Source organism: Streptomyces sp. NPDC127106, assembly GCF_042677605.1.
Taxonomy (GTDB): domain Bacteria; phylum Actinomycetota; class Actinomycetes; order Streptomycetales; family Streptomycetaceae; genus Streptomyces.
In genome coordinates this window covers 42,607-55,902 of record NZ_JBHXTC010000010.1, presented here as the reverse complement: position 1 = coordinate 55,902, position 13,296 = coordinate 42,607, and the positions used below count along the sequence as shown (strand labels likewise).

Genomic DNA, 13,296 nt, shown 5'->3' with positions numbered 1-13,296 from the left:
CACCTCACTCCCCCGGAGGAAACCGTGTCCATACGCAGAACCGTCCGATTCCGCCGCGCCGTCACGGCGCTGACGCTGTCCACCGCACTGCTCGCCGGGGCCACTGGATGCAGTGGCGGCGGCAGCAGTGGGGCGAGGGCCCAGGGTGCGCACCTGTCCCTGCCCGCGGCGGCGCAAGCGGAGCAGATCGAGACCGTGGAGCTGCAGGCCGCGCTGGCGCAGATGCGGGCGGAGGCCGCCTCCCTGGGGGCCGCTTCCGTGGATGCCGTTCCCGTGGTCGTGGCCGAGCCGACGCCGACCACGACGGCGGAGCGGCAGAAGTTCGCCAAGACGCGCTTCGTCCTCAACGCCGGGCTCGCGGCCGGGGCGACGTACCAGTGGATCATCAAGCCGTACCGTGCGGGCAAGTTCAAGAAGGGTGCGAGCGGCCGCACGTTCGCGCTGGTCAAGGCGGGCCTGGCGGGTGCCTTCGCGTACAACCGGCTGAAGGCGGCGGTGAACAACGCCAAGGGTGACCCGCTGCTGTCCAAGGCGCTGGTCCCGCTCACGGCGGGCATCGAGTCGCTGAAGGGCCTGGGCACCAAGCTGCGTTCGGGTCAGGCCGGCGATGCCGACATCAGCTCGTTCGAGGGCGTCATCAACGGGGTGAAGGACGCCGGCAAGAGCGCGGGCGCGCCGGTGACCGACCAGGTTCCGAGCCTGTCCCAGCTGGGCGGGTAGTCCGCACGGGGCCGGCCTGCCGCGGTGTGGGCCGGCCCCGGCGCGGGCGGCGCCCGTCAGGTGTTGAGGTCCGCCAGGACGCGTAGGGTGGGCGGGTCCGGGGCCGTGACGAGGAGGTCGGTGACCGGGCCCTTGCGCCACAGGTCCAGGCGTTCGGCGATCCGCTCGCGGGGGCCGACCAGGCTGATCTCGTCGGCGAACGCGTCGGGGACGGCGAGGACGGCCTCCTCGCGGCGCCCGGCGAGGAACAGGTCCTGGATGCGGCGGGCCTCGTCGGCGTAGCCCATGCGCGCCATGAGGTCGGCGTGGAAGTTGCGGGCCGCGTGGCCCATGCCGCCGATGTAGAAACCGAGCATCGCCTTGACGGGCAGGAGCCCCTCGGCGATGTCGTCGCAGACCTTCGCCCGGGCCATCGGGGCGATCAGGAAGCCCTCGGGGAGGCCGGAGAGGGAGGCCCGGTAGACGTCGGTGCGGGTCGGCGACCAGTACAGCGGGAGCCAGCCGTCCGCGATCCGGGTGGTCTGGGCGATGTTCCGCGGGCCCTCCGCGCCGAGCAGGACCGGCAGGTCGGAGCGGAGCGGGTGGGTGATGGGCTTGAGGGCGCGGCCGAGGCCGGTGCCGTCCGGGCCGCGGTACGGGTGGGTGTGGAAGCTGCCGTCCAGGGTGACGGGGGCTTCGCGGCGCAGCACCTGGCGGACGACGTCGACGTACTCGCGGGTGGCGGTGAGCGGGCTCGCGGGGAAGGGGCGCCCGTACCAGCCCTCGACGACCTGGGGGCCGGACAGGCCGAGGCCCAGCATCATGCGGCCGCCGGAGAGGTGGTCGAGGGTGAGGGCGTGCATGGCGGTGGCGGTCGGGCTGCGGGCGGCCATCTGGGCGATGGCGGTGCCCAGGCGGATCCGGGAGGTGTGCGCGGCGATCCAGGTGAGCGGGGTGAAGGCGTCCGATCCCCAGGCCTCGGAGGTCCACACCGAGGTGTAGCCGAGCCGCTCGGCCTCGGTGGCGAGGGCGAGGTGCGCGGGGTCGGGGCCGCGGCCCCAGTAGCCGAGTGCGAGTCCGAGGCGCATGGCGCCTCCTTCCGCCGAACATTATTGACGATGCGTCAGATGACGGGGTGACTGTAGGACAACGGCCCCCCGCCCGGAAGGGGCGGGGGGCCGTCCTGTGCCCGGCAGGGGCGGGGTCAGCCGCGCTGGATGCCGGAGGTGTCGTTCAGGACGCCGCGGCGGCCGTCCTGGGTCTGCGCGATCAGCGTGGAGGGGCCGCGCTGGTCCACCGCCAGGTACCAGGTGCCCGGGGCGAGTTCGGCGATCGGGGTGGGGGAGCCGTCCTCGGCGAAGAGGGGGCGGGCCACCGGCACCGCGAACCAGAACGGGGCGAAGTCCGCCGCCGGGGCGGCGGGCGCCGCGTCCTGCGGGCCCGGACCCGGGGCGGGGGTGCCGCCGTACGGCGGGACCGGCTGGGGGGTGGCGCCGTAGCCGGGCTGCGCCTGGCCGCCCGGGTAGCCGTACCCGCCGGGCTGCGGCTGACCGCCGAACGGCGCCGGCGCGGCGGGCCGGGACTCCGGCACCAGCGGTCCGGTGAGCGCCGGGACCTTCGCGCCGGCGACCGCGACGCCGGCCAGCACGAGGGTGGCGAGGAAGGCGATGATGCAGCCCGCGCCCAGGTCGGCGCCGCTCGGGCTGGTGATCAGCGACCAGAGGGAGGACCAGGCGGCCGCGACGGCGAGCACCGTCCCCCACCCGGCCAGCGGCAGACCCGCCAGCTTGCGGGACTCCGGCAGGAACCGGCCGCCGACGATCAGGCCGGCGGCGATGAAGCCCAGCAGGAAGATGGTGGGCAGCGCCAGGCGGTAGACGTCGGTGTCCCACACGCTCGGCAGGTCCAGGCCGGTCGCGGAGTAGAAATCGAGGAACGAGGCGATGAACAGCAGCACCGCTGCTCCGATCACCACGCCGTCGCCTCGAGTGAGGGAGCGGATGTTCACGTCTTAGGTGTCCTTCTCGGTCTCGGTCGTCTCGTGGTGCCGCGGTCGCGCATCCAGGAGCGGGGGCGGGCTGGACCATGGTACGGAGGTTTCCCGCAACCGAGAGGATCGGGGCGGGCGGGCGTCCTCTCGGGACTACCCGCCCAGGAAGCCGACGATGCCGTCCGCGATGCCCTGAGCGGCCTTCTGCCGCCACTCCGGACTGGTCAGCAGCGCCGCGTCCTTGCTGTCACGCATGTTGCCGCACTCGATGAACACCTTCGCCCGCGTCGAGAGGTTGAGGCCGCCGAGGTCGTCGCGGACGACCAACCCGGTACCGCCGCCGAGGTAGTTGGCGGGCGCCGAACCGGTGGTCCGGGCGAAGTTCCCGGCGATCCGCTCGCCGAGGGTCCGGGACGGGCCGACGATCGCAGCGGTGTCCGCCGCGCCGGCCTTGACCTTGGCGGGGAGGATGATGTGGTAGCCGCGGCTGCCCTCGGAGACGCCGTCCGCGTGGATGGAGACCACGGCGTCGGCCTTCGCCTCGTTGCCGATGCGGGCGCGTTCGTTGATGCAGGGGCCCCAGGGGCGGTCGCCGTCGTGGGTGAACACCACCTTCAGGCCCTTGGTTTCGAGGGCGGTGCGCAGCCTTCGGGCCACGTCGAGGGTGAACTCTGCTTCTTTATAACCGGAGTTGGTGGTGGTGCCGGTGGTGTCGCACTCCTTGGTGTTGGTGCCGATGTCCACCTTCTTGTTGATCTCGGCGGTGTGCTTGAAGTTGCCGGTGTTGTGTCCGGGGTCGATGACGACCGTCTTGCCGGCGAGGGCGCTCTCGACGGCGGTGCCGGGCGTCGTACCGGGCGAGGCGGAAGTCGCGGGCGATGCCGGCGGGGTGAGCGAGGCGCTCGTGGCGCCGGCCGCCGGCATCACGATCCGCGGCGGCCGTGCGTCATCGGCCCCGGCCCCGGTGGTCACCTGAACCAGGACCCATCCGGCCAGGGTGGTCGGGGCGAGGACGGCCGCCGCGACGGCCAGGGAGGAGCGGCGCGCGAACCGGCGCCGGTCCGGGCTGACCGCGGAGGCGGACTCGGGGAGCGGGGGGCTGTCGTCGTCGTAGCGCACGCCGCGAGCCTAGACCGGGTGCCCGCCGGGAAGCGGGCACTGCGCCATCCGAGGGCGTGGTGCGATAGTCGTCACATATGTCCCGAAAGGTGGTCCGTCCGGGCCGCGCCCTCAGGTCCGTTGCGGCGCCCGGGGCGTCACAGACCCGGGCCGGTCCGGCGCAGGACGCGCAGGGAGTCGGTCACCGAGACCTCCTCGAAGGCGCCGGAAGCCATGGCGCGCAGGTAGATCCGGTACGGGGCCTGGCCGCCGTCGGCCGGGTCCGGGAACACGTCGTGGATGACGAGGGTGCCGCCCACGGCGAGGTGCGGGACCCAGCCCTCGTAGTCGCCGGTGGCGTGCTCGTCGGTGTGGCCGCCGTCGATGAAGACGAAGCCCAACTCGCCGCCCCACACCGCGGCGACCTGCGGGGAACGGCCCACGATCGCGATGACGTGCTCCTCCAGCCCGGCCCGGTGCAGGGTGCGGCGGAAGGTGGGCAGGGTGTCCATCAGGCCGACCTCGGGGTCCACGACGGACGGGTCGTGGTACTCCCAGCCGGGCTGCTGCTCCTCGCTGCCGCGGTGGTGGTCGACCGTGATCGCGCTCACCCCGGCCTCGCGGGCGGCGTCGGCCAGCAGGACCGTCGAGCGCCCGCAGTACGTCCCCACCTCCAGCAGCGGCAGACCCAGGCTCGCCGCGGCGGCCGCGGCCCCGTACAGGGCGAGTCCCTCGGTCGCGGGCATGAACCCCTTGGCGGCCTCGAAGGCGGCGAGGGTCTCCGGCTTGGGGGTGGCGGGGGCCATGGGTTCCTCCTGAGCTGCGCGTGAGCGGCCCATGCTGCCCTACCGCCCGGTAGGACGCCACGCCCGGGGTCGCGCGGTGCGCACGGGTCGGTCGGCGTGTCCGGGTCGCCGTGTCCGGGTCGGTCGGCGCGCGGACGGCTAGACCGGCAGTGCCGAGGCCGTACGGGCCGGGACGGGCTCCGGATCCGGCGCCCGGTCCGGGGCCGACCGGAGCAGCATGGCGGCGGCGTGGTCCACGAGATGCCGTAGGACCGGCAGGTACCGCTCGTCCCCGCCCAGTACGCCGAGAATGCGATGGGCGTCGGCCCGGAAAGCCTCCAGATCCGCACGGTAGCGGTGGAGCGCGGCCGGGGAGAGCAGGATCCGGGCGAGTTCCGCGCGGGCCGGTCCGGAATTCCGGGCGGCGGCGCACAGGGCGAGGATGCGTTCCCGGGCGCCGGGCTCGTGGGAATCCTCCAGGGTGCAGGTCAGCAAGTACGTCGCCGTCCCGTTGAGGAGGTCCTCGTTGCGGCCGGAGAGGATGTCCTCCTGGTCGTTGAAGATTTGCCAAAGTATGCCGAAGGCGTAGCCGAACTCGCGCCAGAGCCCCACTCTTGCGCTGTCGGCCCCCGCCAATACCGCCGCCATGGCGGTGATCATCGAGAAAGGCCCGCCGGATTTGCCGCGGTAGACCGTGATGACCGACTGCGGGGTGGCGCGGGCGGGATCGGAGCCGATGTCCGTCAGCTGGCCCTCGGTGCCCACGGCCCAGCCGGTGGCGATCTCGGCCGTGAGCAGGTCGTGCACGGCCGACGGTACCGGCAGCGACTCGACGATCCGCAGCGGCAGGACGGTGCCGCTGAGGACGGACGCCAGCAGGGCTTCGTTCCGGTCGATGGCTGGAGGCGGGGCGGGGGCGGCTTGTGGGTCGGACTGCGCGGCGTGGGCGTCGACCAGGTCGTCGAGATAGCAGGCCGAGGTCCACCAGAGCACGTGCAGGGCGGACAGCGGGACGGCGGGGGTGGTGTTTCCCGTCTCGATTCCGTGCACCAGCATCGGGAGCACGGAGAGCGGATGCTTCAGCTTTTGATGGCGCAGGAGTTTGGTGACCGCGCTCTTGGCCGCACTTTTGGCCGGGCTCGATCCGGACGCGGGGAGGAGTCCTGCGATGGCGGCCTGTATTTCCGCCTCGATGTCCAGTGATACCTGGCGGTGCAGGTCCGCGTACGTCATGGAATTCACGGGTGATTTCCGTCCTGGAGTGGAATTGTAGGGGTGGCGCGAACGCCCCAGATTCGATCATTCCGGGCGGAGGTCAGCTAGAGCGTTTTTCGGACGTGGCCGGTTCGCGTTCGACGTCCGCGCATCCCTCATCTGACCTTCCGTCAGAATGAAACGTGTTCTACTCTGCCCGCGATCAGGGACCGCCGGGCGCCCGCGCCCCGGGCCGGCGGCCACCGGGGGACGTGGAGAGGCGGCAGGGATCCGTATGGGCATCGCCATCACGAAGGAGCAGGGGGACCTCGCCGAAGCCGTGCGCGGCTGGGCGGCCCGGACCGTGCCGCCCGAGGAAGTCCGCAAACTCCTCGACGGACCGCCCCGGACCGGGGTCCGGCCCGCCTGGTGGGACGCGCTCGCCGCCGCCGGGCTCCTCGCGCCCCATCTGGACGGCGGAACCCTCCCCGACCTCGCCGTCGCGGTCGAGGAAGCCGCCCGCGCCGCGCTGCCCGGGCCGTACCTGCCCGGCGTCCTCGCCTCCGTCCTGCTGCAGCGGGCCGGAGCCGCCGGGCTCGCCGGCGCGCTCGCCGACGGCACCCGGATCGGGGCCGTCGCCCTCGGGCCCGGCGGCCTGACCGCCACCCCGACCCCCGGCGGCGGGCACCTGCTCGACGGGCTCGCGCCGCCCGTCCTCGGCGCCGGGGAGGCCGACCTGGTGCTGCTCGCCGCGCCCGCCGACGGCACGGCCGCCGCCGACGACGACGGGAGCGCCGGCGGCGTCCCCGCCGACGGAACCTCCTGGTACGCCGTGGACGCCGCCGACCTGGAGATCCGTCCGCACGCCGCCGCCGACCCGACCCGGCCCACCGCCGAGGTCCGGGCGCGCGCCGTCGCCGTACCGGCGGACCGGCGGCTGGCCCTGGACGGGGAGCTGGTCCGGGACCTGGCCTGCGTGCTGTTCGCCGCCGACGCCTGCGGCACCGCCGCCTGGGCCCTGCACACGGCCACGGAGTACGCGAAGGTCCGGGTGCAGTTCGGCCGGCCCATCGGGCAGTTCCAGGCGGTCAAACACCTGTGCGCCGACATGCTGGTCCGCCTGGAACAGGCCCGGGCCCTGGCCTGGGACGCCGCCCGGGCCGCGGACGGGCCCGCCGGGCCGCGCTCCCTGGCGGCCGCCCTCGCCGCCGGGGCCGCGCTGGACGCCGCGTACACGTGCGCCAAGGACTGCATCCAGGTGCTCGGCGGGATCGGCTTCACCTGGGAACACGACGCACACATCCACCTGCGGCGGGCCCTCGTCGCCCGGCAGCTCCTCGGCCCCGGCGACGAGCACCGGCTGCGGGCCGTGCGGCTGGCGTCCGCCGGGGTCCGGCGCGAGCTCAGGCTGGAACTCCCGGAGCAGGCCGAGGCGTACCGGCCGGCCGCCCGCCGCGCCGCCGAGCTCGCCCGCGGCCAGGGCCCGGCCGCCGCCCGCCGCACGCTGGCGCCGACCGGCTACGCGGCCCCCCACCTGCCGCCCCCGTACGGGCTCGGCGCCGGCCCCGTCGAACAGCTCGTCGTCCAGCAGGAGCTGGCCCGGGCCGGGGTGCGGCTCGCCGAGCTCGGGATCGCCACCTGGGTCGTGCCCTCACTGCTCGCCTACGGGACCCCCGAGCAGCAGCAGCGGTACCTGCTGCCGGCGCTGCGCGGGGACACCGCCTGGTGCCAGCTCTTCTCCGAGCCGGGCGCGGGCTCGGACCTGGCCGGGCTGCGGACCAGGGCCGAGCGGTCGGAGGAGGACGGCACCTGGCGGATCAACGGACAGAAGGCGTGGACGAGTTCCGCCCACAGCGCCGACTTCGGAATCCTGCTGGCCCGCACGGACCCGGACGCCCCCAAGCACCGCGGCCTCGGCTACTTCGTCGTCGACATGCGCAGCACCCCCGGCATCGACGTGCGCCCGCTGCGGGAGATCACCGGTGAGGCCCTGTTCAACGAGGTCTGGTTCGACGACGCCGTCCTGCCCGCCGACGCCCTGGTCGGGGCCCCCGGCGACGGCTGGAAGGTCGCCCGCAACACCCTCGGCAACGAGCGCGTCCACATGGCCGACCAGGTGGCCTCCGCCTCCGGCGTCGAAGCCCTCCTCGACCGGGCCGCCGACCTCGGCGAAGCCCACCGCGCCCGCATCGGGGTCCTCGCCGCCGAGGCGCACGCCCTCGCCTGCATGGGGTTGCGCACCACGCTCCGGCAGGTGTCCGGGCTGGAGCCGGGCGCCGGAGCCTCCGTACGCAAGCTCGTACAGACCCCGCACCAGCAGCGGACCGCGGAGCTCGCCCTCGAACTGCTGGGCCCGGCGGGCGCCGTACGGGAGGGGGCGGGGGAGCGGGCGGTGCACGGGCTGCTGATGTCCCGCTGCCTGACCATCGCCGGCGGCACCACCCAGGTCCAGCTCAACGTCGTCGCCGAGCGGATCCTCGGCCTCCCCAGGGACTGACGGACGCAAAGGAGTTGTGGGGCATGAAGTCGTACATCGTGGGCGTCGGCATGACGCGGTTCGAGAAGCCGGAGTCCCGGGACCGGCAGTACTGGGACATGGCGAAGGAGGCCGGCGGGGCGGCGCTCGCGGACGCGGGCATCGGCTACGAACGGGTCGAGCAGGTGCCGGTGGGCTACTGCTTCCAGGCCTCCACGGCCGGCCAGCGGGCCGCGTACGGGCTCGGGCTGACCGGGGTCCCCGTCTACAACGTGAACAACAACTGCGCGACGGGCGCGACCGCGCTGATGATGGCCCGGCAGTTCGTGGCGGGCGGCCTCGCCGACTGCGTGCTCGCGATCGGCTTCGAGAAGATGAAGAAGGGCGCCCTCGGCGGCGGGTCCGACGGCGGCGACTTCGCCGCCTCCCCGGTCGCCCGCCACTACGGGATCATGGCCGCCCGGCACGGCTTCGCGATGTCGCCGCCCACCGCCCAGATCTTCGGCAACGCCGCACGCGAGCACATGGAGCGGTACGGGACCACGCCCGCGCAGCTCGCGGCGGTCGGCGCGAAGAACCACCGGCACTCGGCGAACAATCCGAACGCCCAGTTCCGGGACGTGTACACGGTCGAGGAGGTCCTCGCCGCGAAGCCGGTCCACCCGCCGCTGACCCGGCTGCAGTGCTCGCCGACCTCGGACGGGGCCGCGGCGGCGGTGGTCGTCTCGGAGCGGTTCCTCGTCCGGCACGGCCTGCACGCCAGGGCGGTGGAGATCGCCGGCCAGGCGATGGCCACGGACACCGCGGAGTCCTTCGCCTCCGGCTCCTGCATCGACGTCGTCGGCAAACCGATGAGCGCCGCCGCGGCCCGGCAGGCGTACGCGGCCTCCGGCCTCGGCATCGAGGACGTCGACGTGATCGAGCTGCACGACTGCTTCTCCGTCAACGAGCTCCTGACGTACGAGGCGCTCGGCATGTGCGCGGACGGGGCGTCCGGGAAGCTCGTCGAGTCCGGGGCGACGACGTACGGCGGCCGGTGGGTGGTCAACCCGTCCGGCGGCCTGATCTCCAAGGGGCACCCGCTGGGTGCGACGGGCCTCGCGCAGGCCGCGGAGCTGGTCTGGCAGCTGCGCGGCGAGGCGGGCCCCCGCCAGGTCGACGGGGCGCGGGTGGGCCTGGCCCACAACATCGGCCTGGGCGGGGCCGCGGTGGTGACCCTCCTGCGCCGCGACGCCTGAGCGCGCCGCGGGACGTGCGGTAGCCGGCCGACCCGGGGGCCGTCCGCGGCCGGTCGCGCAGTTCCCCGCGCCCCTGACAGGACGCGGCACCCCACCGGACGTCCCCGGGTCCGCTCAGGAGCCGGTGCGCAGGGCCGGGTCGACCACCGTCTCGCCCTGTGCCGCGCGGCGGATCGCGTCCGCCAGGTCGTCGGGCGGGCCGTCGCGCAGGACCAGGCCCGAGGCGCCGGAGGCGAGGACCGCGTCCAGCAGGCCGGGGTGGGCGGAGCCGGTGGTGACGAGGACGCGGCACTCGGGGTCGTCCGCCATCACCTCGGCGACCGCCGGGACGTCGTCCACCACGGCCACCGCGGGGCGCTCCAAGGGGGAGGACACCACCTCGATGTCCGGCTGGAGCCCCAGCAGGACCGCGAGGGCCGGGTCCGGTGGCCAGAGGAGGACCCGCAGGGAGCGGGACGGGCGGTGCGAGCGGGGCATTTCGTCCACCCGGCCCAGGGTAGGGGCGGAGCGGTCGGAAACCGGGTAGGACGCTTCACCCGAAGGGATCTGACGTGATGTCAGGAGCCTTCACAAGTGCTGGGGCGTGCGTTATACATTCCCTCACCGGTTTCTGGAACGCGTTCTAGAACGCCCGGCCGGGGCGGTGGCCCCGAAGCCTTTTCCGGAGCGTCCGAGCGTCCCGGGCCGGTCCGCACGCGACCTCGGTGCGGCCGACGGTGCGGACGACCGCGCCGAGGTCTTCCACGGACAAGGGAGCAGCACCCTCATGCCGATCGATGCCGCCAGGGCCCTGGCCGCCGATCCCCGCCTCGGGGACATCGCCTGGGACCACAAGGACGTCCAGCTCTACCACCTCGGCCTCGGGGCCGGGATCCCGGCCACCGACCCGGACGAGCTGCGCTACACCCTGGAGTCCCGGCTGCACGTCCTCCCCAGCTTCGCGACCGTCGCCGGCGCCGGCATGGCCATGCTGGGCGGCCTCGCCGCACCGGGGATCGACGTGGACCTCGCCGCCGTCCTGCACGGCGGCCACTCCATCGAGCTGCACCGGCCCATCCCGGTCACGGGGCGGGCCCGGTCCAGCAGCAAGGTCGCCGCCGTGTACGACAAGGGCAAGGCCGCGGTCATCGTGCTGCGCTCCGCGGTCGCCGACGCCGACGGCCCGCTGTGGACCAGCGACGCGCAGATCTTCGTCCGCGGCGAGGGCGGCTTCGGCGGCGACCGCGGGCCCTCCGCCCGCTCCGAGACCCCCGAGCGGGAGCCCGACCGGGTCGAGGAGCGCCTCATCCGCGAGGAGCAGGCGCTGCTGTACCGGCTCTCGGGCGACTGGAACCCGCTGCACGCCGATCCCGAGTTCGCCGAGAAGGCCGGCTTCGACCGGCCCATCCTGCACGGCCTGTGCTCGTACGGGATGACCCTCAAGGCGGTCGTCGACACCCTGCTCGGCGGGGACGTGTCCCTGGTCCGCGCCTACCGCACCCGCTTCGCCGGGATCGTCTTCCCCGGGGAGACCCTGCGGATCCGGATGTGGCGGGAGCCGGGCCGGGTCCGGGTCGAGGTGGGCGCCGCGGACCGGGACGACGCGCCGGTCCTCGCCGACACGGTCGTCGAGCACGCCTGACCCGCAGGGGACGACGCTCGACCCCGAGCCCCCCGAGCCCGCCGAGCCCGCCAAGCCCCGAGCCGCGAAGCCCCGACCCCCGACCCCCGAGCCGCGAAGCCCGAAGCCCCAAGCCAAGGAGCCGCACCGTGCGCGCAGCGCTGCAGAGCGAGATAGGCCAGGACAAGCTGGAAGTCGTCGACGACATGGAGGCCGCGGGCTTCGGCCCCGGGAAGGTCCGGATCCGGATCAGGGCCACGGGTCTGTGCCACTCCGACCTCTCCGCGATGAGCGGCGTCCTGCCGCAGCCCGCCCCCTTCATCCCCGGCCACGAGGGCTCCGGCGAGATCACCGACGTCGGGGACGGTGTGACCACCCACGCCGTCGGCGACCGGGTCCTGGTCTGCTGGCTGCCGCCGTGCGGGCACTGCCCGGCCTGCAAGCGCGGCCAGGGCCACCTGTGCCTGGAGGCCTTCGGGAACGCCGCCACCCCCAACTTCCGCCGCACGGGCGGCGGGGAGGTCTTCGGCTTCGCCGGCACCGGGACCTTCGCCGAGGAGATGGTCGTCCCGGCCGCCTGCGCCGTGAAGATCCCCGACGACCTGCCGTACGACATCGCCGCCCTGATCGGCTGCGGCGTCACCACCGGGCTCGGCGCCGCCATCAACACCGCCAAGGTGGAGCCGGGCTCCTCGGTCGCGGTCATCGGCTGCGGCGGCGTCGGCATCTCCGTCGTCCAGGGCGCCAAGGTGCAGGGCGCTGCGCAGATCGTCGCCGTCGACCCCGTGGAGTCGCGGCGCGAGGCGGCACTGCGGTTCGGGGCGACCGAGGCGGTCGCGCCGGAGGCCTTCGCCGACGCCAGGAACCGGATCACTGCCGGCGAGGGCTTCGACTACGTCTTCGAGGTCGTCGGCAAGTCCACCACCGTGCAGAGCGCGTACGAGATGACCCGGCGCGGCGGCTCGGTCGTCGTGGTCGGCGCGGGCGCCCTCGACGACACCTACTCCATCAACATGTTCTCCCTCTTCTTCGACGAGAAGAAGATCCTGCCGTCGATGTACGGGGGCGGGGACGTGCTGCGGTCGTACGAGCGGACCATCGCCCTGTGGCGGGCCGGGCGGGTGGACCTGGCGGGCCTGATCACGCACCGGGTACAGCTCGGTGAGATCAACGACGCCCTGGACCAGATGCGCACCGGCGTCGCCCTGCGCACCTGCATCGACATCTGAGAGGAACCCGCACATGACGCTCCCACTGGAGGGACTGTCCGCCATCGTCACGGGCGCCGGCCGCGGGCTCGGCCGGGCCGAGGCGGTCGAGCTGGCCCGGCTCGGCGCGAGCGTGGTCGTCAACGACTTCGGCCAGCCCGGCCGCGACGGCTCCGGCGAAGCCTCTGCCGGGCCGGCGCAGGAGGTGGCCGAGGAGATCCGGGCCGCGGGCGGGCGGGCGGTCGCGCACACCGGCGACGTCGCGGACTTCGGGCAGGCGCGCGGGCTCGTCGAGCTGGCCGTGAGCAGCTTCGGCAAGCTCGACGTCCTGGTCAACAACGCGGGCATCCTGCGCGACCGGATGGTGTTCTCGATGTCGGAGGAGGAGTGGGACTCGGTGATCCGGGTCCACCTCAAGGGGCACTTCAACACCACCCACTTCGCCGCCGTGCACTGGCGCGAGCGGTCGAAGGCGGCGGGCGGCCCGGTCCACGGCCGGATCGTCAACACCTCTTCCGAGGCCTTCCTCGGCGGCTCGGCCGGGCAGCCGAACTACGCGGCGGCCAAGGGCGGCATCGTGGGCCTGACCACCTCGACCGCGCTGGCCCTGGCCAAGTACGGGGTGACGGCCAACGCCATCTGCCCGCGGGCCCGCACCCGGATGACGCAGGACGTCTTCGCCGGCTTCCGGGAGCCGCAGGACGGCGGGCTCGACCCGCTGGCCCCCGAGCACGTCTCCCCGCTGGTCGGCTACCTGGCCTCGCCGGCCGCGGCCGGGGTCAACGGGCAGCTGTTCGTCGTCCACGGCGGGATGGTGGCCGTGATGGAACGCCCCAAGGTGGCGGCGAAGTTCGACACCGCCAAGGAGGCCTTCTCGTACGAGGAGCTCGACTCCCTCCTCACCCCGCACTACGCGGCGCGCCCGGCGAACGAGACCTTCGCCGCGCCCGAGGTACTGGGCCTGGGGCGCGGCTAGCGGGCCGGATGCCCGCGGCCCGCCCCGGATCC

The 13,296-nt window shown here is 74.0% G+C and carries 12 protein-coding genes; 6 read left to right on the top strand and 6 right to left on the bottom strand.

Annotated features, from left to right (window positions below):
• The first annotated feature begins 30 nt into the window (after window positions 1–30).
• A complete protein-coding gene (locus tag ACFVGY_RS12480) occupies window positions 31–720 on the top strand; it encodes a hypothetical protein (RefSeq protein WP_385675338.1) in 690 nt (229 codons plus the stop codon).
• 56 nt (window positions 721–776) lie between these two features.
• Here ACFVGY_RS12480 and ACFVGY_RS12475 read toward each other — a convergent pair whose 3' ends face one another.
• The 5 genes from ACFVGY_RS12475 to ACFVGY_RS12455 form a co-directional block, all read right to left on the bottom strand.
• The gene (locus tag ACFVGY_RS12475; RefSeq protein ID WP_385675083.1) at window positions 777–1,787 is read right to left on the bottom strand and encodes an LLM class F420-dependent oxidoreductase; all 1,011 of its coding nucleotides are present in this window, start codon (window positions 1,785–1,787) and stop codon (window positions 777–779) included.
• A 116-nt stretch (window positions 1,788–1,903) separates the two neighbouring features.
• Window positions 1,904–2,707 carry a DUF5336 domain-containing protein gene (locus ACFVGY_RS12470; protein WP_385675080.1) on the bottom strand — a complete coding sequence of 268 codons (804 nt, stop codon included), beginning with the start codon at window positions 2,705–2,707 and terminating at the stop codon, window positions 1,904–1,906.
• A gap of 135 nt (window positions 2,708–2,842) precedes the next feature.
• Window positions 2,843–3,808, bottom strand: a complete 966-nt coding sequence (locus ACFVGY_RS12465) for an N-acetylmuramoyl-L-alanine amidase (protein ID WP_385675077.1) — start codon at window positions 3,806–3,808, stop codon at window positions 2,843–2,845.
• A 137-nt stretch (window positions 3,809–3,945) separates the two neighbouring features.
• Window positions 3,946–4,593 carry a class I SAM-dependent methyltransferase gene (locus tag ACFVGY_RS12460; protein WP_385675074.1) on the bottom strand — a complete coding sequence of 216 codons (648 nt, stop codon included), beginning with the start codon at window positions 4,591–4,593 and terminating at the stop codon, window positions 3,946–3,948.
• Window positions 4,594–4,731: 138 nt separating this feature from the next.
• Window positions 4,732–5,805, bottom strand: coding sequence for a polyprenyl synthetase family protein (locus ACFVGY_RS12455; RefSeq protein WP_385675335.1), 1,074 nt, complete (start codon window positions 5,803–5,805; stop codon window positions 4,732–4,734).
• A 256-nt stretch (window positions 5,806–6,061) separates the two neighbouring features.
• Here ACFVGY_RS12455 and ACFVGY_RS12450 point away from each other — a divergent pair, with 256 nt between their 5' ends.
• Window positions 6,062–8,263, top strand: a complete 2,202-nt coding sequence (locus tag ACFVGY_RS12450) for an acyl-CoA dehydrogenase family protein (protein WP_385675071.1) — start codon at window positions 6,062–6,064, stop codon at window positions 8,261–8,263.
• A gap of 23 nt (window positions 8,264–8,286) precedes the next feature.
• The gene (locus tag ACFVGY_RS12445) at window positions 8,287–9,480 is read left to right on the top strand and encodes a beta-ketoacyl synthase N-terminal-like domain-containing protein (protein ID WP_385675068.1); all 1,194 of its coding nucleotides are present in this window, start codon (window positions 8,287–8,289) and stop codon (window positions 9,478–9,480) included.
• Between the two features lie 114 nt (window positions 9,481–9,594).
• On the opposite strand, the gene ACFVGY_RS12440 is transcribed toward ACFVGY_RS12445, so the two are convergent.
• The gene (locus ACFVGY_RS12440) at window positions 9,595–9,957 is read right to left on the bottom strand and encodes a DNA-binding response regulator (protein WP_385675333.1); all 363 of its coding nucleotides are present in this window, start codon (window positions 9,955–9,957) and stop codon (window positions 9,595–9,597) included.
• Between the two features lie 289 nt (window positions 9,958–10,246).
• Here ACFVGY_RS12440 and ACFVGY_RS12435 point away from each other — a divergent pair, with 289 nt between their 5' ends.
• From ACFVGY_RS12435 to ACFVGY_RS12425, 3 genes are all read left to right on the top strand, one after another.
• On the top strand, window positions 10,247–11,101 hold the full coding sequence (locus ACFVGY_RS12435) for a MaoC/PaaZ C-terminal domain-containing protein (RefSeq protein WP_385675066.1): 855 nt from the start codon (window positions 10,247–10,249) through the stop codon (window positions 11,099–11,101).
• 128 nt (window positions 11,102–11,229) lie between these two features.
• Window positions 11,230–12,309, top strand: coding sequence for a Zn-dependent alcohol dehydrogenase (locus tag ACFVGY_RS12430; RefSeq protein ID WP_385675063.1), 1,080 nt, complete (start codon window positions 11,230–11,232; stop codon window positions 12,307–12,309).
• 13 nt (window positions 12,310–12,322) lie between these two features.
• A complete protein-coding gene (locus ACFVGY_RS12425) occupies window positions 12,323–13,264 on the top strand; it encodes a 3-oxoacyl-ACP reductase (protein ID WP_385675060.1) in 942 nt (313 codons plus the stop codon).
• The last annotated feature ends 32 nt before the right edge of the window (window positions 13,265–13,296 follow it).